General features: G+C 52.1%; 21 protein-coding genes and 5 tRNA genes. 13 read left to right on the forward strand and 13 right to left on the reverse strand.

The window, feature by feature from the left end:
* Positions 1–301: 301 nt before the first annotated feature.
* Positions 302–1,180 (forward strand): alpha/beta fold hydrolase, encoded by an 879-nt coding sequence (locus B6A39_RS05635; RefSeq protein WP_083002323.1) that lies wholly within the window; start codon positions 302–304, stop codon positions 1,178–1,180.
* A gap of 34 nt (positions 1,181–1,214) precedes the next feature.
* Positions 1,215–2,255: a patatin-like phospholipase family protein gene (locus B6A39_RS05640; RefSeq protein WP_083002327.1), complete on the forward strand. Its 1,041-nt coding sequence runs from the start codon at positions 1,215–1,217 to the stop codon at positions 2,253–2,255.
* A gap of 30 nt (positions 2,256–2,285) precedes the next feature.
* Here the strand turns inward: B6A39_RS05640 and B6A39_RS05645 are convergent, their stop codons facing one another.
* Positions 2,286–2,852, reverse strand: a complete 567-nt coding sequence (locus tag B6A39_RS05645; protein WP_038482648.1) for a Smr/MutS family protein — start codon at positions 2,850–2,852, stop codon at positions 2,286–2,288.
* Positions 2,853–3,052: 200 nt separating this feature from the next.
* On the opposite strand from B6A39_RS05645, the gene prmB reads away from it, so the two are divergent.
* From prmB to B6A39_RS05675, 6 genes are all read left to right on the forward strand, one after another.
* On the forward strand, positions 3,053–4,012 hold the full coding sequence (prmB, locus tag B6A39_RS05650; RefSeq protein WP_083002332.1) for a 50S ribosomal protein L3 N(5)-glutamine methyltransferase: 960 nt from the start codon (positions 3,053–3,055) through the stop codon (positions 4,010–4,012).
* 13 nt (positions 4,013–4,025) lie between these two features.
* A complete protein-coding gene (gene aroC / locus B6A39_RS05655; protein ID WP_083002336.1) occupies positions 4,026–5,117 on the forward strand; it encodes a chorismate synthase in 1,092 nt (363 codons plus the stop codon).
* Positions 5,118–5,177: 60 nt separating this feature from the next.
* Positions 5,178–5,588, forward strand: coding sequence for a hypothetical protein (locus tag B6A39_RS05660; protein ID WP_083002340.1), 411 nt, complete (start codon positions 5,178–5,180; stop codon positions 5,586–5,588).
* 155 nt (positions 5,589–5,743) lie between these two features.
* Complete coding sequence (locus B6A39_RS05665) at positions 5,744–6,154, forward strand: phasin family protein (protein ID WP_083002343.1); 411 nt, start codon at positions 5,744–5,746, stop codon at positions 6,152–6,154.
* A 93-nt stretch (positions 6,155–6,247) separates the two neighbouring features.
* Positions 6,248–8,101: a class I poly(R)-hydroxyalkanoic acid synthase gene (gene phaC / locus B6A39_RS05670; protein ID WP_083002346.1), complete on the forward strand. Its 1,854-nt coding sequence runs from the start codon at positions 6,248–6,250 to the stop codon at positions 8,099–8,101.
* Between the two features lie 674 nt (positions 8,102–8,775).
* The gene (locus B6A39_RS05675; protein WP_156886204.1) at positions 8,776–10,140 is read left to right on the forward strand and encodes a metal-dependent hydrolase family protein; all 1,365 of its coding nucleotides are present in this window, start codon (positions 8,776–8,778) and stop codon (positions 10,138–10,140) included.
* 335 nt (positions 10,141–10,475) lie between these two features.
* Here B6A39_RS05675 and lnt read toward each other — a convergent pair whose 3' ends face one another.
* From lnt to miaB, 5 genes are all read right to left on the reverse strand, one after another.
* Entirely contained in the window at positions 10,476–11,933 is a 1,458-nt protein-coding gene (gene lnt, locus B6A39_RS05680; protein ID WP_083002349.1) for an apolipoprotein N-acyltransferase, read from the reverse strand.
* 37 nt (positions 11,934–11,970) lie between these two features.
* Positions 11,971–12,867, reverse strand: a complete 897-nt coding sequence (locus B6A39_RS05685) for an HlyC/CorC family transporter (RefSeq protein ID WP_083002353.1) — start codon at positions 12,865–12,867, stop codon at positions 11,971–11,973.
* Between the two features lie 180 nt (positions 12,868–13,047).
* Positions 13,048–13,509: an rRNA maturation RNase YbeY gene (ybeY, locus tag B6A39_RS05690; RefSeq protein WP_083002356.1), complete on the reverse strand. Its 462-nt coding sequence runs from the start codon at positions 13,507–13,509 to the stop codon at positions 13,048–13,050.
* Positions 13,506–14,585, reverse strand: coding sequence for a PhoH family protein (locus B6A39_RS05695; RefSeq protein WP_039868772.1), 1,080 nt, complete (start codon positions 14,583–14,585; stop codon positions 13,506–13,508). The genes ybeY and B6A39_RS05695 overlap by 4 nt, the downstream gene beginning before the upstream one ends.
* An 86-nt stretch (positions 14,586–14,671) precedes the next feature.
* Entirely contained in the window at positions 14,672–16,015 is a 1,344-nt protein-coding gene (miaB, locus tag B6A39_RS05700) for a tRNA (N6-isopentenyl adenosine(37)-C2)-methylthiotransferase MiaB (protein ID WP_038482686.1), read from the reverse strand.
* A gap of 197 nt (positions 16,016–16,212) precedes the next feature.
* Between miaB and B6A39_RS05705 the strand changes: the two genes are divergently transcribed.
* The 4 genes from B6A39_RS05705 (at position 16,213) to B6A39_RS05720 (ending at position 17,107) form a co-directional block, all read left to right on the forward strand.
* Positions 16,213–16,288: transfer RNA gene (locus B6A39_RS05705), tRNA-Asn, on the forward strand.
* Positions 16,289–16,356: 68 nt separating this feature from the next.
* A tRNA-Asn gene (locus tag B6A39_RS05710) sits at positions 16,357–16,432 on the forward strand.
* 39 nt (positions 16,433–16,471) lie between these two features.
* Positions 16,472–16,547: transfer RNA gene (locus B6A39_RS05715), tRNA-Asn, on the forward strand.
* 197 nt (positions 16,548–16,744) lie between these two features.
* The gene (locus B6A39_RS05720; protein WP_083002360.1) at positions 16,745–17,107 is read left to right on the forward strand and encodes a metalloregulator ArsR/SmtB family transcription factor; all 363 of its coding nucleotides are present in this window, start codon (positions 16,745–16,747) and stop codon (positions 17,105–17,107) included.
* Positions 17,108–17,178: 71 nt separating this feature from the next.
* On the opposite strand, the gene B6A39_RS05725 is transcribed toward B6A39_RS05720, so the two are convergent.
* Complete coding sequence (locus tag B6A39_RS05725; RefSeq protein ID WP_083002363.1) at positions 17,179–19,278, reverse strand: carboxy terminal-processing peptidase; 2,100 nt, start codon at positions 19,276–19,278, stop codon at positions 17,179–17,181.
* A gap of 138 nt (positions 19,279–19,416) precedes the next feature.
* Between B6A39_RS05725 and B6A39_RS05730 the strand changes: the two genes are divergently transcribed.
* Positions 19,417–20,721, forward strand: a complete 1,305-nt coding sequence (locus B6A39_RS05730; RefSeq protein ID WP_083002366.1) for a M18 family aminopeptidase — start codon at positions 19,417–19,419, stop codon at positions 20,719–20,721.
* 65 nt (positions 20,722–20,786) lie between these two features.
* Here the strand turns inward: B6A39_RS05730 and B6A39_RS05735 are convergent.
* The 6 genes from B6A39_RS05735 to B6A39_RS05760 all read right to left on the reverse strand — a co-directional run bounded on the left by B6A39_RS05735 (position 20,787) and on the right by B6A39_RS05760 (position 24,695).
* A tRNA-Met gene (locus tag B6A39_RS05735) sits at positions 20,787–20,863 on the reverse strand.
* A 75-nt stretch (positions 20,864–20,938) separates the two neighbouring features.
* On the reverse strand, positions 20,939–22,030 hold the full coding sequence (gene ychF / locus B6A39_RS05740; RefSeq protein ID WP_083002369.1) for a redox-regulated ATPase YchF: 1,092 nt from the start codon (positions 22,028–22,030) through the stop codon (positions 20,939–20,941).
* Positions 22,031–22,138: 108 nt separating this feature from the next.
* The gene (gene pth, locus B6A39_RS05745; RefSeq protein ID WP_083002372.1) at positions 22,139–22,720 is read right to left on the reverse strand and encodes an aminoacyl-tRNA hydrolase; all 582 of its coding nucleotides are present in this window, start codon (positions 22,718–22,720) and stop codon (positions 22,139–22,141) included.
* A gap of 162 nt (positions 22,721–22,882) precedes the next feature.
* Positions 22,883–23,524 carry a 50S ribosomal protein L25/general stress protein Ctc gene (locus tag B6A39_RS05750; RefSeq protein ID WP_083002375.1) on the reverse strand — a complete coding sequence of 214 codons (642 nt, stop codon included), beginning with the start codon at positions 23,522–23,524 and terminating at the stop codon, positions 22,883–22,885.
* Between the two features lie 96 nt (positions 23,525–23,620).
* Complete coding sequence (locus tag B6A39_RS05755; protein ID WP_009722639.1) at positions 23,621–24,562, reverse strand: ribose-phosphate pyrophosphokinase; 942 nt, start codon at positions 24,560–24,562, stop codon at positions 23,621–23,623.
* A gap of 58 nt (positions 24,563–24,620) precedes the next feature.
* Positions 24,621–24,695 (reverse strand) — tRNA-Gln (locus B6A39_RS05760).
* Between the last annotated feature and the right edge of the window lie 22 nt (positions 24,696–24,717).

Consider the following 24,717-nt stretch of genomic DNA (forward strand, 5'->3'; position numbering starts at 1 on the left):
GGGGCCTACTGGCTCAGCGGGTGCTATTGGCTCAGCGGGCAAGCCATAGACCAACCACCAACGCGCTTATCACGGTAATCAAGAACACAAGATTGCGAGCACGGGTGTCACGACGTGGTTTCATGGTCATTTTCCTGTTGGTCATCATCGTTAAGAGCATTTCGAAGTAGTCGCAGCACGCAAGCGTTATCCGCATAAAGCGACAGATGTGCTGCGCTTAGCATGGTAACGTTTACGCCCTAGAGCGTCATCTGACGTAGATGACATTGCTTGGTTATCCGGCTTTAAAGAGATCCTGCTTATGAATGAATCGACCCACGTCGGTACCGCTGCGCAGCCGCTTTCCCTGGCGAATGGGCGGCTGGCGGCGCTTAGCTGGGGGCGTAGCACTGCGCCTACTTGGGTGGCACTGCATGGTTGGCTAGACAACGCGGCGAGCTTTAGCCGGCTGGCACCGCTGTTAGTGAAAGCGCTGGATATTCGCATTGTGGCGATCGACTTCCGTGGTCACGGGCACTCAGCTCATGCGCCGACAGGAAGCGACTATGCATTATGGGACTATACCCACGACGTGCTGGATACCATGGAGTCATTAGAGATCGAAAAAACGACGCTACTTGCTCACTCGATGGGGGCAGCCGTGGCTTGCCTAGTATCGGCAGCGCTACCCGAGCGGGTAGATAAGCTAATTTTGTTAGATGGCTTAGGAGCGCTAAACACACCTGCTGAAGAGACTGCAAGCCAACTACGCAAAGGATTAGTGGCTTACAGGCGGCCGCTTTCACGTCCTCCTCGTTATCCCGATGTTGAGAGTGCTGTGGCAGCGCGGGTAGCCGGAGGTGTCACGCCGCTGGACAGCATCACCGCCACGCCACTTGTCGAGCGCAACACACAGGCCACTGCCGATGGGCATGTGCAAATGCGCACTGATAGCCGTTTGTTAAAGCCTTCTTTGGTGCGCTTTACGCCCCAGCAAGTGTTGTCACTACTGGCGGAGATTCAAGCCCCGGTGCTATTGATAGAAGGTGAACGAGGTATTTTAGGCGAGCGGGACTGGGCAGAAAAAGCGCGGCAAGCAGTACCACAATTAACGCGCCATGTGCTAGCGGGCGGCCATCATCTGCATCTTGAACCTCAGGCGGTTCGTCACGTGGCCAGCATAATCAGTCAGCAAGCGTAGCGGGTATCTGATTGCTCGCGTTAGGAAGGTGACGATGAAGAAAGTAGCGCATGTTGTTAAAACACCTGGGGCAAGCAGCTGCTTGAATGGCGGTAATAAAGTTGCGCTGGTATTGGGAAGTGGAGGGGCTAGGGGGTACGCCCATATCGGCGTTATTGAAGCACTGGAAGCGCGCGGCTTCGAGATAATTTCGATTGCGGGTTGCTCCATGGGCGCGCTAATTGCTGGTATTTATGCCGCTGGAAAGCTGCCTGAATACCGGGAGTGGGTGTGTAACCTGGATTACTTAGACGTGCTCAAGCTGGTCGATGTGACCTGGAGTCCGATGGGCGCCATGCGAGCGAATAAGGTCATGAATAAGCTTGAAGAGCTGGTCGGCGATATGCTGATCGAAGATCTGCCTATTCCGGTGACGACCGTCGCGACAGATCTGGTTCGTCAACGTGAAGTGTGGTTTCAAAATGGCCCTTTACTCCAGGCAATCCGTGCCTCTATTGCCGTGCCGGGTGTCATTACCCCGGTGCATGTGGGGGATCAGGTGCTCGTTGATGGAGGCTTACTGAACCCATTGCCGATGATGCCGATATTAGCCGCCCACGAAGCGGATTTTGTGGTGGCGGTTAACGTGACGGCACACAGTCCGCAACCCATTACGTTAGAGGAGTTGTTACCCAGTGAAGGTGCAAGCGACAGCCGGACTGAGTTAGAGCGCGACCGCGATGCTAATATTGGCGGTTGGATGGACGATGTGCGTGCCACTACGCGCCGCCTGTGGGATGGGCTGGGAGGCAGCAATGGCGAAGAGAGCGATGTTGATGAAACCGTTGACCTGCGTGGTAAGCGTGAATGGGGCAAGCTCGATATGATTCTAGAGTCGTTTGATATCACCCAGGCGGCGCTCGCGAAGTATAAAATCGCAGGCTATCCGCCGGATGTATTGATCGAAATTCCCAAAACTGTTTGCAGTACTTACGAGTTTCACCGGGCCAACGAATTAATTCGTCTGGGGCGGCATCTTGCAGATGAAGCGCTGGAGCGCCGAATGCCAGGCATTGCCTCGGATGCCACCGAGTAAACCGCTGATTAAACGTAGTGAAATAGCCGCTTACTGCCCGCGCTTGCGTAGCAGAATATACACCGCGCCTGTGCCGCCATCGATATCGGTGGCGGAACAGAACGCCAAGACGCCGGGCCACTCTCTTAACCACGCATTGGTATGGCTTTTAAGTACCGGAAAATCTGAGGTGGTGCCCCACGCCTTACCATGCACCACTAGAACACAGCGCATGCCTTGTGCAGCGGCGTCGCGTAAAAAACTTTCCAACTCAATCCTAGCTTCTTCTAGGGTATAGCCGTGTAAATCCAGCCCCGCTTGCCAAGCGGTTTGACCACGCTTTAACTGGCTTAAGGTGCGCCAGGGCAGGTCGGGCACGCTAAACTCCAGATACTCAGAAGGGCGTACCGCCTCTACTCGGCCGTCGGATGTGCGACCGCTAGTTTGCAGCGTGTTGCTCTCTACCGCCGCTTGTCGACGTGCTTGCTGGGCCGCTTCGTCATTACGCTTAGGCTTGCCGGGGTCAGCTTGATTACTAGCAATACGGCGCACGCCTGCTGCCTGCAGCGCTTGGCGAAAGGCACTGATATCGTCGTCGTTGGGCAGGTGTCGCGTCATGGTCGGCTCAAGTAGAAAAATGAAGTGTTAACAAATAAGCATAATTGAGAAGCGCACAGTATAGCGAGCTTGTCGTTGCTGTGAACCTACCGTTCCTGTAAACCATGGCTGTGAACCGTTCACTGCGAACCACGCGCTGTGAACCAGGCGGCGTCAAAGGTACAATCCTTCTATGAACTTTTTACACGCCAGGAGCCGCTGTGACCACGCATCTCAATGATGAGACCTCCCACTCAATGCTTTCGTTGCCGGAGTCGGCATTAGTAAGCGAGCTTTTTACACTGCGCGACTATTTACGCTGGGTGTCCAGCGAGTTTTATCTGGCGGGGCTGCACTATGGGCATGGCACAGAATCGCCCTGGGACGAGGCTGTTGCGCTTTGCTTAGGCGCACTGCACCTACCGTGGAACGTCGATCCTGCTGTGCTGGACGCACGCCTATTGCCAATAGAGCGCGAGCGTATTATCCGTTTTGCGCGAGAGCGGGTGACGACTCGCCGCCCGCTGCCTTACTTGCTGGGCGAAGCTTTTTTTGCAGGATTCCCGTTCAGCGTTGACGAGCGCGTGTTAATTCCGCGCTCGCCCATTGCCGAGCTGATTGAAGACGGCTTTGCAGCATGGTTCCCAGAAGAACCGCCTGCCCGAGTATTAGATTTATGCACCGGTTCTGGCTGCATTGGCATTGCCACTGCGCTGGTATTGCCTACCTGCGAGGTGGCGTTGGCGGATATTAGCCAGGATGCCTTGGCAGTTGCTCGTCAAAACATTACGCGTCACGACGTTGGTGATCGCGTACGGGCCGTCGAATCCGATGTGTTTGATGGACTGGAGGGGCAGCGCTTTGACCTGATCGTATCTAACCCACCCTATGTTGATGCGCGAGATCTAGCCACCATGCCTGCCGAGTTCCGCCATGAGCCTGCCTTGGCATTGGGCGCTGGTAACGACGGGTTGGATATCGTGCGACGTATTCTGCGTGAGGGACGCCAGCACTTAACCGACGAGGGCTGGCTGATTGTTGAAGTTGGCAATTCCGACCGCCATGTGGAGGCTGCTTTCCCTGAAGTGCCCTTTATCTGGCTTGAATTCGAGCGTGGCGGCCAGGGTGTTTTTGCCTTGAGCGCCGCTGAACTCGACGCCCATGCGGCGTCTTTTGCGTGAGGAGCTAACGCCCATGTCTGGCAATACCTTTGGCAAGCTATTTACCGTTACCACGTTTGGTGAGAGCCACGGCCCTGCTTTGGGCGCTATTGTTGACGGTTGCCCGCCCGGCATACCGATCAGTGAAGCAGACTTGCAGCTCGATCTAGATCGCCGCCGTCCAGGTAGCTCTCGGCATACCACTCAGCGTAAAGAGCCAGATCAGGTGCGGATTCTTTCTGGCGTTTTTGAAGGCAAAACTACGGGTACGTCGATTGGTTTATTGATTGAGAACACCGACCAGCGCTCCAAAGACTACTCTAAAATCAAAGATCAATTCCGTCCCGCCCACGCTGACTACACTTACCATCATAAGTATGGGCACCGCGATTATCGGGGCGGCGGTCGTTCTAGCGCGCGGGAAACTGCCATGCGTGTTGCCGCTGGCGCTATTGCCAAGCAGGTACTGGCTGCGCAAGGGATTCAGATTCGTGGTTATATGAGCCAGTTAGGGCCAATTAAAATCGAATTTAAAACCTGGAACGCGGTAGGCGAAAATGCCTTCTTTTGCCCTGACCCGGACAAAGTGGCCGAACTTGAAGACTACATGGATCAGTTGCGTCGGGATCAAGATTCAGTGGGCGCTGAAATTACCGTGATTGCCGACGGTGTGCCGGTCGGGTTAGGCGAGCCAGTCTTCGACCGTTTAGATGCTGATTTGGCGCATGGTTTGATGAGCATCAATGCGGTAAAAGGGATAGAGATCGGGGCTGGATTTGGTTGCATTGCTCAGCGTGGTAGCGAGCACCGTGACGAGATGACGCCTGAAGGGTTTCTTTCTAATCACGCAGGTGGGGTGTTGGGCGGAATTTCCAGTGGCCAACCGATTGTCGCTCGATTAGCGTTGAAACCAACGTCAAGTATTACCACGCCTGGGCGTTCAATTGATGTACATGGTCAGCCAGTTGAGGTAATAACGAAAGGCCGCCATGATCCCTGTGTCGGTATCCGCGCGACGCCTATCGCTGAGGCGATGATGGCAATCACGCTGCTAGACCATTGGCTACGTCATCGTGGACAGAATGGAGACGTTAGCGTTGATACGCCGCGTTTAGAACAACAATAACAGCACGGTGCGCTTGGCGTAACGCTGCTACACTCTAGGAAGATGGTTAAGGAGTCGCCTATGAAGATCAACGTTGAATTTGACCTGACACCGGATGAGTTTCGCCAATCGCTAGGGCTGCCGGATGTTGAGGCGTTTCAGCAAAGCCTGCTGGAAAATATTCAGCGGCAAATGGAGTCTGGGGTGGATGGCTACGACCCCATGAGTCTAATGCGTCCTTTCCTGCAGCAGCCGATGATGCAGCAAGGTCTTTCCCAAGGGTTGGCTAACTTCGGCACATATCAACAAATGATGTTGGACATGTTGCGCAAAGCAGGCTCCTCCGGCAGCAGTGCCGAACAGGATGGCGGTACAGATCAAGGCGAGTCACAAGAGCCGGCCAAGCCAGCAGCGTCAGGTAGAAGCGCATCAAGTGCGAGAAGCTCCAAAGCGAAAGCGACAGCTTCTTCGCGTTCTCGCGCTAAAGGGTAGAACTGTCATGTGAAATGTGTAGCGTTGCTGAGCGTGCTGCTAAGAATGTTGCAAAGCAGCATTGCAGCGTTTACTCTTTTTGCAGTGCAGCAATTTTGCCAAGTGATGAGCCACTCCAGGCTCATGCCAAGGAACGAGAGACAGGAGCAGACACTATGCAAGATAAAATGATGGACGCCTTTAGTACCCAAACTCGCCAAATGTTTGAGCCAATGCGTAAGATGAACTCGCTAATGCTCAACAATATGGAAAAAATGACCCAGTACCAGCTGGAAGCAATGAAACGCTACAGCCAAATGGGCACCGAGCGCATCCGTAGCGCGACGGAAATTAACGATGCAGAAAGCCTGCGTGACTTTGGCACCAAACAAGCCGAAATGATGAACGAGCTTTCTCAGCAAATGCAGGAAGATGCCCGTGTCATGGGTGAGATGAGCTTGCAGTTCAAATCCGAAATGGAAAAGCTATTCAGCGAAGCTGGGCAGAAAATGAGCGAGCAAGCCACCTCTGCAACGAAAAGCGAACAGCCTGCGAAATCGACTAGCCAGTCTTCACGTAAAAGCTAAACGCAACTATGTTCGCGGCGCCTCCAAGGCGCCGCGTTCTTTTGGATGATGTGCCTGGGCAGAGAATGCCAAGCAGGTGAGGGGAGAGTGAGTATGCTGTCAGGGTGGAAAATGCCGTCTCAAGGTGTTTCTCAAGAAGAGCTTGAAGCATGGAAAGTGCAGCTAAGCGATGTTGGTGAACAGTACAAAGGCCTGCTTGAGGATTTACTGTCACGGATAGCACCCAGCGAAGCTGCTGACTCCGTCTACAGTGATATGCGCGAAAGCTTTGAAGCCGCCGCACAGTCGCTCATGAGTAACCCTAACCTGCTGTGGCAAACTCAGTCCCGCTTACTGCAAGATCAGTGGCTACTTTGGCAGCAGGGTGTGCGAGCGATGTCTGGCGAGCAAGTGACGCCATTGATAACGCCTGCAAAAGGCGACCGCCGCTTTAAAGATGAAGCCTGGACACAAGAGCCTTACTACTTAGCGATTATGCAGCAATATTTACTGTTTTCGCAGATGGTAGAGGAGCTTATTGAAGGTCTGGATGGTTTAGACCCGACACAGAAACGCAACCTAGCGTTTTATGCTCGGCAATTAGTAAGCGCCATGTCGCCTACTAATTTCGTATCGACTAACCCTGAGGTCATGCGGTGTACGTTAGAAACACGCGGGCAGAACTTGGTGGATGGTTTGACGCGTCTGCGAGAAGACCTGGCGAACTCTGCCGAAGGTATTAACGTACGCATGACCGATCGAAGTGCCTTTGGTGTTGGCGATAACATTGCTGTCACCCCAGGTGCCGTGGTGTATGAAAATGAGCTGATTCAGTTAATTCAATACACCCCTACCACGGAAAAAACCTTTAAAACCCCACTGTTGATCGTGCCCCCATGGATCAATAAGTACTACATTCTCGACCTGCGAGAAGACAATTCGCTGGTTAAGTGGATGGTGGATCAAGGGCATACGGTATTTCTGATTTCCTGGCGTAACCCTGGCCTAGAACAGCGTGACATCACGTGGGCTGATTACATGCAAATGGGCCCCATCAGCGCGATGGATGCTATTGAGCAAGCCTGTGGTGAAAAGTCAGTCAACCTGTTGAGTTACTGTGTGGGTGGCACACTAACTGCCTCTACAGTCGCTTATCTGACAAGCACGCGGCGTGGTCGAAAAGTGAAGTCTGTTACCTATATGGCGACGTTGCAGGACTTTCGCGATCCTGGTGATATTGGCGTATTCCTTAACGAACGTGTGGTTGAGGGAATTGAAAACACGCTAGAAATGAAAGGCTATTTAGATGGCCGCTCGATGGCCTACACCTTTAACTTATTGCGTGAAAATGATCTCTTCTGGTCGTTCTACATCAATAATTATCTGAAAGGCGAAACGCCCGCCGCGTTTGACTTGCTGTACTGGAATACTGATGGGACTAACCTGCCAGCCGGTACCCATGCTTGGTACTTGCGCCATATGTACCTGGAAAACCGTTTAGTAGAACCCGGTGGTATCGAACTGGACGAGGTGAAGATTGATCTTCGTAAAATCTCGACGCCGTGCTACTTCGTTTCGACGAAAGAAGATCATATCGCTAAGTGGAACAGTACGTATTATGGCGCGCTGTTGCCCAAAGGGCCGGTGACGTTTGTATTGGGTGGTTCTGGCCACATTGCGGGCATTGTGAACCCTCCCCATAAGAATAAATACGGCTACTGGACCAACGATGCGCTGCCCGACACCCATGAAGCGTGGCAGGAAGGCTCGACCTTTAACGAAGGCTCCTGGTGGCCGCACTGGCAAGCATGGGTAACGGAGAACGGCTATGCAGATCCAGAACCGGAAAAAATGGTGCCTGCGCGTCAGCCGGGAGAAGGTGAACTAAGCGTGATTGAAAGCGCGCCCGGGCGCTATGTGAAAATGACGATTCCTGAGGTGCTGGGCGAAATTCCCTCCGCGGAATGATGTGCCACCATAGCATGATAGTCTGATAATCAGACGCTACGTTTGTCGTTCAGTTAGAGCAGTAGAAAATGGCGGTGATGTCCTATTAGGAGTGATCTAATAGGGTATCACCGCCATTTGCATTACTCCCTTTTTTATAGGGTTACCTTCTCTATATCTACCGTTAATGTCTCTTCTGCCCTAGCAAAAACAGGCTAATAGGCGACCTACATAAACACCGTGCTCGAAGGCAGAAGGAGTAATCAGAAGTCCGTGATCATCATCAACGCATAACCTAATTTGTTATTTATTGAAAATGTTAAATCAGGGTTTAGGTGCTAAGGATAATAATCAGAGAAAAATTAGTGGATACGCGTTGGTAGTGCGTTAATGGTTCGTTGAGCAACGATTAGTGCTAAAAGTTGTTATGCCCGCTAGCTTTTATTGCTGTATTTTTTATAAGACTATTATGAAGTAATTGTATGCTGGTAAATTTGATGTATATTAAATTATGTTAACCTGCGGCAAGATAACTTAGCCTTAAGAAAGTAATTTTTTTGTTAACCGAGGCGCTAGCCATGCCCCCTATAGCCCATTCTCTATTTTCACCAGTGCTAACAGATGCCCACGCTCATCATAGCCATGGGGCATGCTGTTGTGGGTCGCCGATATTGCAACGCTTTCATGAACGAGTGATGGCAGAGATAACCCGCCGCCAAATGATTGGAGGAACAGCGGCGGTGATGGCGCTTTTCGCAGGTTTCCGTGTGCCGTTTGCTGTTGGTCAACAACCTAAAGCCCATGATGGACCGCTACTGCTAACCAATTTAAGGCTGTTTGATGGCAGCGGTGGTTCGCTGCGTGATGGCGTATCAATCAGGGTAGAAGATGGTCGTGTCGACGCTATTCTAGACAGTAGCGGAGAAGTGGACGGTATTGATGTCATTGATTGCGGCGGTCGTGTATTGATGCCAGGTTTGATTGATGCCCATTGGCACACCACTTTAGCGGCCATCTCCCAAATGGAAGCCATGACCGCTGATATTGGCTATTTGCACTTGGTGGCAGCAAGAGAAGCAGAGCGAACCCTGATGCGCGGCGTTACTTCGGTGAGGGATGTTGGGGGACCGGCGTTTGCGCTAAAGCGTGCTATTGATGAAGGTATTGTGAATGGCCCTAGGATATTTCCCGCAGGGGCGATGATTTCTCAAACATCGGGCCACGGTGATTTTAGAATGCGCCATGATATACCTCGTGGAAGCACAACGCCGCTAAGTGAAGCAGAACGTCAGGGAGTCGCAGTAATTGCAGATGGCGAAGCTGAAGTGCTTCGACGCACGCGTGAGCAGCTGATGCTAGGGGCTTCTCAGATCAAGTTGATGGCTGGCGGTGGAGTAGCCTCGCTTTATGACCCGTTAGATAGCACCCAGTTTACGGAACGAGAACTACGCGCAGCGGTTGAGGCTGCCGATGATTGGGGCACCTATGTGATGGTGCATGTCTATACGCCCCGCGGCATACAACGCGCTCTGCGGGCTGGTGTTAAGTCAATTGAGCATGGACAATTAGCAGATGAAGAATCGGTAAGAATGATGGCTGGAGAGGGGGCGTGGTGGAGCCTTCAGCCTTTCCTGCAAGATGAAGATGCCAACGTTTATCCTGACGCTGCTCGCCGAGAGTCTCAACGCCAGGTGGCTGAAGGCACTGTTCGCGCCTATGAAATGGCGCAGCGGTTTAATGTGAAAACTGCCTGGGGGACAGACATTCTCTTTAGCCCTAAGAATACGCCAAATCAACTTCGGCATTTGGCAAAGTTAACGCGCTTTTATGATCCGCTAACCGTATTGGCAATGGCAACGGGGCATAACGGTGATTTGTTGTCACTTTCAGGCCCTCGTAATCCTTATCCTGGTGTACTTGGTCGCATTGAGCCGGGTGCTCTGGCTGACCTCTTAGTCGTTGATGGCGATCCAAGTCGTGATCTTGATTTTTTAACCGACCCAGAACGTAACTTACGCATGATTATGAAAGGCGGTCAAATTTACAAGGATGAGTTATAAGGATGAGTGGTAAGGAATAAAATTTTTGACTAATTATTAGAGAAATTTGACTAAAACGATGGTTTTATTCTTAGTAATGAAAAGGTATTTTGTTTTTTCTTAAGTCTCATAGAGGGCTCTTTGGAGGTGTTATCTACCTAAAAGGCGAAAAGAGTCTTTAAATAGAGTCGTGGAAAAAAGTCATTGGCTGCTGCGCTACTCTTTTGCTGACAAGTGAGCAAAAACTAAAGTGCAATATTTTATATTCATGTAACTTAGTCGGCAATTTCCCCCACCTCCCGCTAGCGAGCCAATGTCTTTTTGCGGGAGATAGGGGCACTTACCTAGCCATTAAGTCAGTGTTTGCGTATCAAGCCTGGTAACAGTAGCAGGCCAGCGAATAACCACGCAGGCCAACTGCCAGTGCGGGTAAATGGTGTTGCTCCTTCCATGGCGTAAAATTCGCCAATGAGATAGGTGGTTTCAAATTGCGCTGCGCTATCTACCAACTCGCCACGTGGGTTAATAATCGCGGTAATGCCGTTGCTAGTAGCACGCACGACATAACGGCCATTCTCTAGTGCGCGCAGGCGGGCCATTTGCAAGTGTTGGTGGGGGCCAATGGAAGCACCAAACCAAGTGTCATTAGATACCGTCACAATCACATCGCTATCTGCTGCACGGCGTGCCACCAACTGCGGGTAGATAATCTCATAACAAATAGCGTTGCCAATTGTCACCCCGGCGGCCTGCATTGGCGTTTGTTCAGAGGCACCCTTAGAAAAACTCGACATCGGTAGATCAAAGAAATCGATAGCACCCCGTAACACGCTTTCAAGCGGCAGGTATTCACCAAACGGCACTAGGTGCTCTTTTTGGTAGCTACCCTCTACGTTGCCAACACCAATCACACTATTGAAATAACGGTTGTCCTCGTCGAGTTGGACAATGCCGGTTAGTAGCGCGGTGCTTGGCGGTAAGTTGGCTTGTACGCGCTCTAACACCGGACGAGCTTGGTTATCGATCATTGGCAAGGCGGTTTCGGGCCACAAAATGAGATCGGCATCATCCGCGACGCGGCGGGTTAAATCGCTATAGGTATTTGCTGCTACGCGCTGGCCTTCGGGGGTCCACTTTAATAGCTGTGGCAGATTACCCTGGAGTAGCGCAACGCGCGTGGGCTCGCTTGCTGGCGTTGTCCAAAGTGAGGGCAGTGCCAGCGGAACGAGCCAAATAGCGGCTAACGGCAGCGCTGCCCACCATTGGCGCCGCAGCAGTTCAGCGCCTAAGGTCCCCGTGAGCACTACCAGCAGGGAGAGCAAGTAAACGCCGCCTACTGGTGCCCAGTTGGCCAGCGGTGAATCCACATAGCTGGAGCCAACCAGCAGCCACGGAAAGCCGGTAAACAGATAGGTGCGAAGCACTTCCCCCAGTACCCAGGCCCCTGCAAAACTAGCCAGTGCCCAGCGCGGACTACAAAAACGTCGATAAAGCCAAAACGTGCCTGCAAAAAAGAGTGCTAATACGGACACAAAAAGAGCTGTCAGAAATACTGCCAGGGGAACGCCGGTATAACCGTAATCGTGAATGGATACATATACCCAAGATGTGCCGCTGGCGAAGAGCGCTACGCCGTATAGCCAGCCTTTTAGTGCTGCTTGAGCAGGACTTAATGTATGCAGGCCAACATAAAGAAGGCCGATAGCGATGGGCCCTAACCACCATAGTTCAAATGGTGAAGCGGTAAGCGTCGTGAAACCACCGGCTACAAGGGCAGCCAGCAGTTGAAGTGCAAAGGTGGGCGTCAACCCCATGGTGATATCCTATCGGCAGGTTGAGGTGGGCGGTTGGCTAACCGTCGCTGTCGTCGCCATCGGTAGCATTATTTTCACTGGCGTCATCGCGATAAGCTTCCAGCAACCGAATGCGCCGATTATCGGCATTAAGAATGACAAACCGCCAGCCGCCCAGGCTAGTATGTTCGCCACGGCCTGGTAAGTGGCCAAACTGTTGCATCACAAGGCCACCGACGGTATCGAATTCATCATCAGAAAATTCGGTGCCAAAGCGTTCGTTGAAGTCTTCAATCGGTGTGAGAGCACGAATGGCGAAGTGGCCATTGTCCAGCGTGCGGATATCGTCCTCTTCATCGGTATCATGCTCATCCTCGATATCCCCGACGATCTGCTCCAGAATATCTTCGATAGTAATAATACCAGCCGTGCCGCCGTACTCATCCACCACAATTGCCATATGGTTATGGGTATCACGGAATTCCTTTAGCAAACTGTTTAAGCGTTTGGACTCGGGAATAAACATTGCTGGGCGCAGAACGTCTTCCAGCTTAAAGGCATCACGGCTTTCTTGCGTTTGAGAGAGCAGGGGGAGCAGATCTTTAACCAGTAAAATGCCTTTTACATCGTCAAGATTCTCGCCAATCACCGGATAGCGGGAGTGCCCTGTTTCCTGAATCAATGGTAAGTAGCCATCGCTGGTTTGATCAAGGGTGATAGCCGACACTTGCGAGCGTGGAATCAATATTTCACGCACTTGCTGATCGCTGATTTCAAGAGCGCCTTCAATAATCATAATGGCGTCTTGATCAAGTTTTAGTTTCCCTGCGGTGTGGCGTAAAAACGTCATTAGCTCATCGCGTGAGCTAGGTTCGTCATTGTCTCCGGAAAGGGCGCCAAAGAGTTTCTCGAGCCAGGATTTTTGATTTGAGTTGCTCGATCGGTCTTCGCTCATTGCGTCTAATCTCTCTATTACGTGCAAATAGTTACTTGCAAATAGTTGTGTGCAAACAGTACGTCAAAGCAGTACTTAAAAACAGCTATGTGAAAATGGCGATGGATAACCAGTCTGTCGTTTTATCACTGAGTTGATGGATACACCACCTTAAAAGCAATTATCGGTCAGGGTAACAGCTTACTCATGATAAGGATCAGTAATATCAAGAATGGCAAGAAGCTCGCGTTCTAGCTGCTCCATATCTTCCGCTTCCTGTTCTTCAATATGGTCATAGCCCATTAGGTGCAGCGTGCCATGCACCACCATGTGCGCGTAATGATGCTCAAGAGACTTCTGCTGTTCACTGGCCTCATGAGCAACGACGGCATGGCAAATAATCAGGTCGCCAAGTAATGGTAAAGAGACGCCGGGAGGGTTCTCAAAAGGGAACGAGAGCACGTTAGTGGGTTTATCTTTACCCCGATAATCTCGATTGAGCGCTTGGCTTTCCGCTTCATCCACAAAGCGAATCGTCAGCTCCAAGCGCTCATCATCAGGATGTCGTGAAAAGACACAGCCCACCCAATGGGTGAGCTGTTCGAGGGTAGGAAGCAGCGGCTCATTGATGGCTGCCTGACGGTCAATCACGATGTCATTCATCGTGGTGCCTCTCCTGCGCGTTCAAGCGCTTGCATGCGGGCTTCACGCTCTTGCTGACGAGCTTCACGGCGAGCGCGCTCTTGTACTTCCTGCTGCGACTCAAACTCGTCATAGGCTTCGATGATCCGTTGAACCAGCGGGTGGCGCACAACATCTTTCGCAGCAAAGTGAGTCACGCCGATGCCCGGGGTTTCTTTAAGAACATCCAGCACTTGTGAAAGTCCAGAGCGCTGTCCGCGTGGAAGGTCTACCTGGGTAATATCACCGGTAATCACTGCCGTTGAGCCAAAGCCAATCCGCGTCAGGAACATTTTCATCTGTTCCGGCGTGGTGTTTTGGCTTTCGTCCAGAATGATGTAAGAGTTATTCAGCGTACGCCCACGCATATAGGCGAGCGGGGCAATCTCGATCACCTGGCGTTCAATAAGTTTGGCGACCTGCTCAAAGCCGATCATCTCGTATAGTGCGTCGTAGAGTGGGCGCAGGTAAGGATCGATTTTCTGGGCAAGATCACCAGGTAGGAAGCCGAGCTTTTCGCCTGCTTCTACCGCTGGGCGAACTAACAGAATGCGCCGCACTTCCTGTTGATTTAGCGCCTCTACCGCTGCGGCAACCGCCAAGTACGTTTTTCCCGTACCGGCAGGCCCAATGCCGAAATTGATATCGTGCTCGCGAATGCTTTGTACGTAGCGCTGCTGATTAAGGCCGCGAGGCTTAATCATGGTGCGCGGTGTGCGCATAATCACGTCATCGCTGCTGATGTCGCTATCATCCTCTTCTTCTAGCGCTTCTAAGCCAGATTCCTGAAGGAATAAGTGAACCGTGTCTGCTTCAAGCTCTTCTGCCGCAGTTTCACGGTAAAGGTGCTCAAGCACGTTAGCAGCGGCTTTGATCCGGTTAGCGGCACCGGCCAGCTGAAACACATTGCCGCGGTTGCGCAAGGTCACGTCCAGGCGACTTTCAATCAGCTTTAGGTGCTCGTCCTGTTGGCCGCAAAGGCTAGCTAGCCGCTGCGGGTCATTGGGTTCAAGGCTTAGGGTGATAATGCGATTGGCCTGAGGTGATGGCTGGCTCAAGAGTAAGAAACCCATTAGTTGATGTATGTGAGACTCAGCTTACTGCCCCGGCGATGCCGGGGCAATTACCTAGGATAAGTGAGCAGTTAATAACGCTCTGGAGAAGCGAGATCGCCACGCAACGAGTTGGGCAGCGCTTCGGTAATCTCCACGTCTACAAAGTAGCCGATCAGTTCTGTTGGGTTGGCCGCACGGAAATTAACCACGCGGTTATTTTCGGTGCGCCCTGAGAGTTGGCCCGGGTCTCGCGGTGAGAAACCGGATACCAGAACTCGCTGGGTAGTGCCGACCATGCGTCGGCTGATCTGCGCCGCCTGCTGGAGAATTCGCTCCTGCAAAATGGCGAGACGCTGTTTCTTGACACTTTCCGGCGTTTCGTCTGGCAGGCCGGAGGCTGGTGTACCCGGGCGTGCCGAGTAAACAAAGCTAAACGAGTGATCAAAGCCGATGCGATGAATCAGATCCATCGTTGCTTCGAAATCTTCTTCGGTTTCGCCAGGGAAGCCGATGATAAAGTCAGACGAGAAGCTAATGTCCGGGCGATTGGCACGAATACGCTCCATCTTCTCGATATACTCTTCTGCGGTATGGCCGCGCTTCATCGCACTTAAAATACGGTCAGAGCCTGACTGTACGGGTAGATGTAGATGGCTTACCAGTTCAGGGATATCAGCAAATGCATCTACCAAGCTATCAGTAAACTCCACCGGGTGAGAGGTCGTAAAGCGTACGCGGTCAATGCCATCGACTGCAGCGACGCAGGCGATTAACTCGGCAAGGTCAATCTCATCGCCCTCGTCATTTTCACCGCGATAGGCGTTCACGTTTTGGCCAAGCAGGTTAATTTCTCGTACCCCTTGATCGGCTAAGTGAATAACTTCATCAATAACTGATTCAAAGGGGCGGGAGACTTCTTCACCGCGGGTGTAAGGCACGACACAGAACGTGCAGTATTTCGAGCAGCCTTCCATGACAGAAACAAAGGCGGTTGCGCCATCAGATTTTGGCTGCGGCAGGTGGTCGAACTTTTCGATTTCTGGAAAAGTGACATCGACCGCGGCAATCTGATTGTTATTACGCGCGTCCAACATTTTTGGCACGCGATGAAGCGTTTGTGGGCCAAAAATCATATCGACAAAAGGTGCGCGCTTGCGCAGCGCTTCACCTTCTTGGCTTGCCACGCAGCCGCCAACACCAATCACGAGGTCTGGATTGGCGTCTTTTAGCTTTTTCCAGCGACCCAATTGATGAAACACCTTGTCCTGCGCTTTTTCGCGAATAGAGCAGGTGTTCAACAAGATAACGTCAGCTTCTTTTTCGTTATCGGTCAATTCCAGCTGGTGAGATTCGCCGAGCAGATCTGCCATACGCGAGGAGTCGTACTCGTTCATTTGGCAGCCGTGCGTTTTGATAAAGAGCTTCTTCGCCATCGGTACCTGTCATCTATGAGTCGTCGGGGGACGAGGGATGAATGAAAACATGATTGCAATCGTAATGGGCAGTGTAACGTGCTGCCATTGAATGGCGGTATTATACGGACACAAGAAACCTGGGGCTAGCGTTCACCTATAATCGATACTTGACCCGAGCATTTCTATCAGTATACTACGCACCGTGTTTGAGCAGTTCCTCGATAGCTCAGTTGGTAGAGCAAATGACTGTTAATCATTGGGTCGCAGGTTCGAGTCCTGCTCGAGGAGCCAATAAACTGAAGCAGACTTTGTGCTGATTTCAGTGGCTTCGCTCTAAACACAGCAGCAAAATGTAATGTTCCTCGATAGCTCAGTTGGTAGAGCAAATGACTGTTAATCATTGGGTCGCAGGTTCGAGTCCTGCTCGAGGAGCCAAACTGCTGTTCTTCTGTTATTACCGCCTAAGGTAGATGTTCCCCGATAGCTCAGTTGGTAGAGCAAATGACTGTTAATCATTGGGTCGCAGGTTCGAGTCCTGCTCGGGGAGCCATTCGGTTTTTTATCTTCCGGCTTTACTTTTCTCGTAAGCATTATCTACGTTGCCGTCAGCTTATATCGAGCGATTGACATCTCAGCGCTTTATTTATGATAACACTCAGTGCCCTCTGGCATTTGGGTGATTTTTTGTGCCTCTCGGTTGGCGGACGTATAGACTGTTTTGGATACTCATTGTTTGGGAAGGTGCTCGTGGGAAAAGCTACCGGTTTGCATGCGCTACAGGTATTTAAGTGTCTAAGTGACGAAACGCGATTAATGCTGGTGCTCTTGATCGCGAAAGAGCAATCGTTGTGTGTGTGCGAAATGACCTATGCGCTAGAAGAGTCGCAGCCCAAGGTGTCGCGTCATTTGGCTCAGTTACGCCAGTGTGGGTTGCTGATCGATCAGCGCGAAGGGCAGTGGGTTTACTATCGTTTGTCGCCTGATCTGCCAGGCTGGGTGCAGGCTATTATTGACGCTGGCGCCGAAGGTAGTGCAGTACGTCTTCAAGCGCTAGTCCTGCGGCTAGCGAAAATGGGCGACCGACCGGCACGGCGAGCCGCACTATGCTAATAACTAGCCATTAAAAAAACGCCGACCTTTGCTTTAGGTCGGCGTTCGTTGGTTAGTGCTTAGTTATTCGCTTAACGCTTAGCCATCCGCTGTGAGCCCTGAAGATGGGCATAATCGAGCAAGATTTCGGCGGCTTCTAGTACATGGGCGCGATCAGCGGGCATGTCTTCATCTTTCTCATCCTCACTGGCATCGTCCGCTTCACTGCCTTCAGGCTGCGAGTTATCGCTGCGTGCATCCATCCACTCTTCCAGCTCAGGTAGGTTTAAAGCGCGACGGCGTTGGTTTTCAAGAGAAAGCTGTTCAGCTTCTTGGGCTTCAAGCTCCCGCTGACGCTGCTCGCGATTTAGGCTAACGCTAGTATGCTGTTCGCGCAGTTGACGGGCCAGGGTGGACTGGCGTTCTAGATAGCGGAAGTTAGGATTCTCCTTGGCGCGCTCTTGGTGCTGGGAGGTCAGTGCAGCGAGCGCATTCTCGGGGGAGCCATAGCGACGGTATTGAACGTTTTGCACGGTATCCCAGGCAAGTGCGTTATCAAGACTGCTTTCACCAATGCGCTCTGGGTCAATTAGGCTGGGAAAAATAATATCGGGTTCAACACCGCGGTTTTGGGTGCTATCACCTGAAATGCGGTAGAACTTGGCACGGGTAAGCTTAATTTGACCATGGCTGAGATCATTCAGTGTCTGTACAGTGCCTTTGCCAAAGGTGGGGGTGCCTACCACGATGCCGCGACCATAATCTTGAATAGCGCCGGCAAAAATCTCTGATGCTGATGCCGACAGTCGGTTAACCAGAACGGTCAGTGGTCCATCGTAAACCGTACCCGCTTCGGTGTCGCCATAGAGCTGAATGCGCCCTTGAGCATCGCGAACCTGTACGGTAGGGCCTCGATCAATAAACAAGCCTATCAAGGAGTTGGCTTCTTGAAGTGCACCGCCCCCATTATTGCGAAGATCTAGAACAATACCTTCAACACCTTCTTGTTTGAGATTTTCAATTTCTCGGGCAACGTCACGCGTAGTGCTGCGGTACTCATCCTCGCCGGCTTGCCAGGCATCGAAGTCAACGTAGAACGTGGGAATATCAATCACGCCAATACGATGAGGGCTGCCGTCTCGCTCAATGTCAATCACTTCGCTATGCGCTGCCTGATCTTCCAGGCTGACGGTGTCGCGGGTAATTTCTACAATTTGTGAGCGGGTCATGTCTACTGCTTGAGCAGGCACTACGTCCAAGCGTACGACGGAGCCTTTAGGGCCGCGAATAAGGTCGACAACGTTGTCTAGGCGCATGCCTACCACATTGACCATGTCGCCTTCTTCTTGGCCTACGGCGATGATTCGGTCAGCGGGTTCAAGCACGCCCGCTTGATCGGCAGGGCCGCCGGGGACTAGGCTGGAAACTTTGACGTATTCACCATCGGCTTGAAGTAGTGCGCCGATACCCTCAAGCGAAAGGCTCATTTGAATATCAAATGATTCACTTTGGCGAGGGGAGAGGTAGCCAGTGTGGGGGTCGATTGTGCTGGAGACTGCCGCCATAATTAACCCAAAGACGTCTTCAGGCTCCGATTGGCGCAAGCGGGAGAGTTGTCCTTCATAGCGTTGGCGCAGATTATTCTCTATCTGCTCGTCATCTTGGTCGGTTAGAGCGAGCGTCAGCGCATCGTTTTTGAGCCGTTTGCGCCACAGTTCATCTAATTCATTTTCACGGGTTGCCCATGGGGCGTCTTCGCGATCGACTTCTAAGCGTTCGTCGCTATCGAATTCGAATGAAAGCCCTTCATCAAGACGTGATAGTAACCACTCAAGGCGTGCGGTGTGACGCTCGCTAAGGCGATTATAAAGTGCAAACGCATCGTCAAGATCGCCATCGAAAAGCGCTTCTGCCATGTCGCTCTCTAAATGGCGATAAGGCTCTATGTCGCGGTTCAACAGATAGGAGCGCTGGCCATCCAGAATGTCTAGATAGCGTTGGAAAGCTTCCGCTGACCACTGCTCATCGAAGTTAATATCAGCATAATGCCCATAGCGAAGTGAATCCGCTATTTCCACTGCCGCTTGGCGTTGTTCGTCGGTCGGCTCAAGTTGCGCCAGCGCAGCCGGGCTGGTAATAACCAGCATCATGGCAAGGGCGACCGAGCGCGAAAACGTTGCAAACAAGCTCATCAGTCAAGCTCTCCCGGATTTGTGTACACTCATTCTTCCCTAGACCCGCAGATAGCCTATGAGTTGCGTAGGCCGAGGGAGCATTGTAGCAGGTCATTTACCCTGTGATACTCAATCATTACTGTTATGAGGATTTCTATGTCCGAAGCTTTCAACGCGGATCGTGTAACGCGACTATGTGATTTTCTGCACCAGTCGCCCACGCCATGGCATGCGACTCGCTGCATGGCGGAGCGTTTGGAGCAGGCGGGCTTTGTGCGTCTTGAAGAGACGGCTAGCTGGCAGCTTAAGCCGGGTAAGCGCTATTACGTGACGCGCAATGATTCGTCAGTGATCGCATTTCAGCTGCCTGCAGAGAAATTAACCAGTCTGCGTATGTTAGGTGCGCACACGGATAGTCCGGGGCTACGTTTGAAGCCCAATGCTACCCAGTATGCCGCGGGATGGTTGCAGTTAGGTGTGCAGGTATATGGTGGTGTGTTGTTGGCCCCTTGGTTTGATCGCGACTTGGGGTTGGCAGGGCGTGTGCATGTACGTCACGCCGATGGTCATTTAGAAAGTGTGCTGTTAAATATAGACCGACCAATCGCCATGGTGCCTAGTTTGGCGATTCATTTAGACCGCGATGTTAACGCTGGGCGTGTTATTAACCCACAAACGCAAATGTCGCCTGTTGTCATGCAGAGTGATAGCGCGCAGCTTAGCGACTTATTGGCTGATTGGTTGGAAGAGCAGCATGGTCTGCGCGCTGTGGAAGTCGTCGACTTTGAGTTAGGGTTTTATGACGTACAACCGCCATCGTTGGTAGGGCTGCGTCAGGAGTTGGTCGCCAGTGCGCGGTTAGATAACTTATTGTCGTGTTTTGTGGGGCTGGAGGCGATGCTAGCGTGTGATGCTAGTCAGGGGGCCTTATTGGTGGCTAATGACCATGAAGAGGTGGGTAGTGCCAGTGCCTGCGGTGCTCAGGGGCCTTTCTTGGGTGATGTGCTAAAGCGTTTAAATGCCCAAGTGGGTGGTGCTACTGAAGAGTCGCTGATTCAGCTGATTCAGTCATCGCTTATGATTTCGTGCGATAACGCTCATGCTTTACACCCTAATTTCCAGGACAAACACGATGAACGTCATGGCCCTGCGATTAATGGTGGCCCAGTTATTAAGGTAAATGCCAATCAGCGCTACGCCACTAACAGTGTAACGGGGGCGCTGTTTCGGGATGTGTGTCGTGAGGCAGATGTGCCCGTGCAGTCGTTTGTTACGCGTTCAGATATGGGTTGTGGTAGCACTATTGGGCCGATTACTGCTACTGAGGTGGGCGTGCCGACGATTGATGTAGGGCTTCCTCAGTGGGCAATGCATTCTGTACGTGAAACCGCGGGTACGCGCGATGTTGATTATTTGACCCAGGCGTTGACGGTGTTTTTGAACCGGTCTGAATTGCGCTGAGTTTTGTTGTGGTTTGATAACGAAAAAAGCCCGCTGACACAGTCAGCGGGCTTTTACTATTCGTGTGGTGGCTACGCCCTGATTTGAACAGGGGACCCCATCATTATGAGTGATGTGCTCTAACCAGCTGAGCTACGTAGCCATTCAACGGGGGCGAATATTACTCAGTAGTTCGCCGTTCGTCAAGCGTTTCTTTTTATTGTCAGACGGTTGCCTGTCAGACGTTAAAACGGAAATGGATTACATCGCCATCTTTAACGATGTAATCCTTGCCTTCTAGGCGCCATTTGCCAGCGTCTTTAGCCCCTTGCTCGCCATTGAGTGAGACAAAGTCTTCGTAAGCAACCACTTCGGCGCGGATAAAACCTTTTTGGAAATCGGTGTGAATCACGCCCGCAGCTTCCGGAGCGCTGGCACCTTCTTTCACTGTCCAAGCGCGCACTTCTTTAACGCCAGCGGTGAAATACGTTTGTAGGCCAAGCAGGGCGTAGCCTGCGCGAATAACGCGATCAAGTCCGGGCTCTTCCATGCCCATTTCGGCTAGGAACATGCTGCGTTCTTCGTCATCCAGCTCGGCAATCTCAGCTTCTAGCTGGTTGCATACCGGCACCACTGCTGCGCCTTCTTCCGCCGCAATCTCGTTAACGATGTCCAGGTAAGGATTATTCTCGAAGCCGTCTTCATTAACGTTGGCAATGTACATGGTGGGCTTGAGCGTTAAGAAGCCGAAACTCTTAATCTGGCGCTTCTCGTCTTCATCAAGACCAAAACTACGCAGCGGCATACCTTCAGCGAGGTGTGGCTGGATTCGGTCAAGAATGGCCTTGGTGGCAGTGGCATCTTTATCGCCACCTTTCACTGCACGAACGAGGCGTTGGCTAGCTTTTTCGACGGTGTCCAGGTCGGCAAGCGCCAATTCCAGGTTGATGGTTTCAATATCCGCGCGCGGGTCCACTTGGTTAGCAACATGGATTACGTTGTCGTTATCAAAGCAGCGTACAACATGGGCGATCGCCTGGGTTTCGCGAATATTGGCCAAAAACTTGTTGCCCAAGCCTTCGCCTTTGGATGCCCCGGCGACTAAGCCTGCGATATCGACAAATTCCATTGTTGTCGGCAGCACTTTTTGTGGCTTGACGATCTCCGCAAGCTTATCAAGTCGCGGGTCAGGCATCGGTACGATGCCTACGTTCGGCTCAATGGTGCAGAATGGGAAGTTTTCTGCATCAATACCAGATTTGGTCAGCGCATTAAAAAGCGTGGATTTGCCTACATTAGGTAGGCCGACGATACCGCAGTTAAAGCCCATAAATTACTTCCTGGCCGCTAGGGCAGCGCAACAAGGGAAGCGCCTGCCAATATTGAAAAAAGGGCGTGCTAGAACGCCTGATTTTAAGGGTACTTATAAAGTGTGCTGCTATTTTACGCTATGAAGGCGGTTCATGGCTTTAGCCCAGTCGCCAGAGAGTGCAAGCGGCAATGTAGCCAGGCACTCATCCAAAGCGTTTTCGATGGCTTCCCGTTCGGCTTTGCCGGGTCGACCTAACACATAGTTAACGACTTGGCGTGCGTCTCCGGGATGGCCAATGCCAATCCTTACCCGATGAAACTGTTTCTGGTTGCCTAAAGCGCTAATAATGTCTCGCAGGCCGTTATGACCGCCATGGCCACCGCCGGTCTTGTAGCGTGCCTGTCCTGGCGGAAGGTCTAGCTCATCATGAGCGACCAGTAAATTGTCAGGCGCTAGCTTGAAAAACTGTGCAAGCGCCGCGACGGCAGCGCCGCTACGATTCATAAAAGTAGTGGGGTTGAGAAGGTGCAGTTCATGGTCGCCAACACGTGCTTTGGCGTACAGGCCCAAAAATTTCTTTTCCGGGCGAAGCTCTGTATGCGCGCTGCGTGCAATGGCGTCTACTAGCCAAAAGCCCGCGTTATGTCGAGTTGCATCGTATTCTGCACCGGGGTTGCCCAGGCCAATAATGGCCGTTACCTGGCTCATTGTCCCACCTCATAAAAAATTTCTAGACGAAATTTTCGACGTCATGTCAGGCCGCAAAAAAAAATCAAGCGCCGAAGCGCTTGATTTTATCATTCCTGAGCCATGCAGGCATGACCCAGGCGGCGCTGAAAAGCATCAGCTAGCAGCGCCGAGAGCTGGCGCTTACTCGGCGCTGGGCTCTTCTTCGCCTTCACCTTCGCTCTCTTCGTCATCACCGCCACGTACTTTTACTTTGGTGATGCTTAGAACGGCGTTGTCATGCTCTTCACCGTGAGACAGGTCAACAGACGTAACGCCTGCAGGCAAGGTCAGGTCAGACAGGTGAAGGGTGGTGCCCAGTTCGACGTTGCTGATGTCAACTTCCAGGAAGTCCGGAAGATCTTTCGGCAAGCAGCTGATCGCGACTTCGTTGGCCAAGGTGTGTAGTTCGCCACCCTGATCTTTAATGCCGACACATTTCTCTTCGCCAACGACGTGCAGCGGCACGTTAATGGTGATTTCGTGAGTAGCGTCAACACGCAGGAAGTCAGCGTGGGTTAACAGTGGCTTGAAGGGGTGACGCTGTAGGTCACGAACAACCACTTGCTCTTCCGTACCGTCGATGACCAGTTTGATAACCGAAGAGAAGAAGGACTCGTCTTCAATTGCTTTGTAGAAAGCAGTTTTTTCTACAGAGATAGACTGAGCGCCTTTTTCACCGCCATAAACAACGGCCGGTACTTGTTGGTTCGCACGACGCAGGCGGCGGCTCGCACCTTTCCCCAGGTCGTTACGAACGCTGGCTTTCAGGATAAAATCAGACATTTAATTTGCCTCTTAGTTTAAGTAAGGAAACGCCGCCGTCCGCGACCAGACGACGACGCTTCCAGGGCCCCAGTAGGGGGCTATGACGTTAGACGATTAATGGAACATCGCGCTAACGGATTCTTCGTTGCTGACCCTGCGAATAGCTTCCGCGATGAGTCCAGCAACGCTCAGCTGGCGAATTTTTCCGCTACGACGGGCAGTGTCGGAAAGCGGAATGGTGTCGGTCACGACAACCTCGTCCAGCACCGAGTTGGTAATATTGTCGACGGCAGGGCCAGACAATATCGGGTGTGTTGCATAAGCGACAACGCGTGCTGCGCCGTGATCTTTCAGCGCTTCGCCAGCTTTGCAGAGCGTGCCAGCGGTATCAATCATGTCATCAACAACCACACAGGTGCGGCCTTCGATTTCACCGATGATATGCATCACCTGGGCCTGATTGGCCTGGGGGCGACGCTTATCAATAATGGCAAGATCAGCGTTGAGTTGTTTGGCAATAGCGCGAGCGCGTACAACGCCGCCTACGTCAGGAGAGACCACAACGAGGTCGTCATAGTTCTGGCGCTCGATGTCGTCCAGCAGAATGGGCGAGCCATAAACGTTATCAACCGGTACGTCGAAGAAACCTTGGATTTGGTCAGCGTGCAGGTCCATCGTCATGACGCGATCAACGCCAGCTTTTACCATCATGTCAGCAACAACTTTCGCTGAGATGGGAACGCGAGCAGAGCGGACGCGACGATCCTGGCGTGCATAGCCAAAATAGGGAACGACTGCCGTGATACGGGCAGCTGAGGCGCGACGCAGGGCGTCCACCATCAGAATCAGTTCCATCAGGTTATCGTTCGTGGGGGCACAGGTGGATTGCAGGATGAACACATCCTTACCACGCACGTTCTCATTGATCTCGACCGCGATTTCGCCGTCGCTAAATTGACCGACCGTAGCATTACCCATACGGCTGTCTAAGCTCTCGGCAATCTTTTGAGCGAGTTCGGGATTGGCATTCCCGGTGAAAACCATCAATTTTGACACGCGCAGCCACCTTTGCAGTGTTGGGGATCAGGGGAGAAAACGCAGATCATAATTAGGTTGGCTGGGGTACCAGGATTCGAACCTGGGAATGCCGATACCAAAAACCGGTGCCTTACCACTTGGCGATACCCCAGCAATAGCCTAATGCGATGACC

Source organism: Halomonas sp. GT, assembly GCF_002082565.1.
Classification (GTDB): Bacteria; Pseudomonadota; Gammaproteobacteria; order Pseudomonadales; family Halomonadaceae; genus Vreelandella.

Coding starts and splice junctions, on each gene's coding strand:
- B6A39_RS05645 (WP_038482648.1), bottom strand. CDS start 2,852: ATGACGCGACACCTGCCCAACGACGACGATATCAGTGCCTTTCGCCAA.
- B6A39_RS05725 (WP_083002363.1), bottom strand. CDS start 19,278: ATGAGCTTGTTTGCAACGTTTTCGCGCTCGGTCGCCCTTGCCATGATG.
- B6A39_RS05675 (WP_156886204.1), top strand. CDS start 8,776: ATGGCAGAGATAACCCGCCGCCAAATGATTGGAGGAACAGCGGCGGTG.
- B6A39_RS05730 (WP_083002366.1), top strand. CDS start 19,417: ATGTCCGAAGCTTTCAACGCGGATCGTGTAACGCGACTATGTGATTTT.
- lnt (WP_083002349.1), bottom strand. CDS start 11,933: ATGGGGTTGACGCCCACCTTTGCACTTCAACTGCTGGCTGCCCTTGTA.
- ychF (WP_083002369.1), bottom strand. CDS start 22,030: ATGGGCTTTAACTGCGGTATCGTCGGCCTACCTAATGTAGGCAAATCC.
- B6A39_RS05640 (WP_083002327.1), top strand. CDS start 1,215: ATGAAGAAAGTAGCGCATGTTGTTAAAACACCTGGGGCAAGCAGCTGC.
- phaC (WP_083002346.1), top strand. CDS start 6,248: ATGCTGTCAGGGTGGAAAATGCCGTCTCAAGGTGTTTCTCAAGAAGAG.
- B6A39_RS05685 (WP_083002353.1), bottom strand. CDS start 12,867: ATGAGCGAAGACCGATCGAGCAACTCAAATCAAAAATCCTGGCTCGAG.
- pth (WP_083002372.1), bottom strand. CDS start 22,720: ATGAGCCAGGTAACGGCCATTATTGGCCTGGGCAACCCCGGTGCAGAA.
- B6A39_RS05635 (WP_083002323.1), top strand. CDS start 302: ATGAATGAATCGACCCACGTCGGTACCGCTGCGCAGCCGCTTTCCCTG.
- aroC (WP_083002336.1), top strand. CDS start 4,026: ATGTCTGGCAATACCTTTGGCAAGCTATTTACCGTTACCACGTTTGGT.
- miaB (WP_038482686.1), bottom strand. CDS start 16,015: ATGGCGAAGAAGCTCTTTATCAAAACGCACGGCTGCCAAATGAACGAG.
- B6A39_RS05660 (WP_083002340.1), top strand. CDS start 5,178: ATGAAGATCAACGTTGAATTTGACCTGACACCGGATGAGTTTCGCCAA.
- ybeY (WP_083002356.1), bottom strand. CDS start 13,509: ATGAATGACATCGTGATTGACCGTCAGGCAGCCATCAATGAGCCGCTG.
- B6A39_RS05665 (WP_083002343.1), top strand. CDS start 5,744: ATGCAAGATAAAATGATGGACGCCTTTAGTACCCAAACTCGCCAAATG.
- B6A39_RS05750 (WP_083002375.1), bottom strand. CDS start 23,524: ATGTCTGATTTTATCCTGAAAGCCAGCGTTCGTAACGACCTGGGGAAA.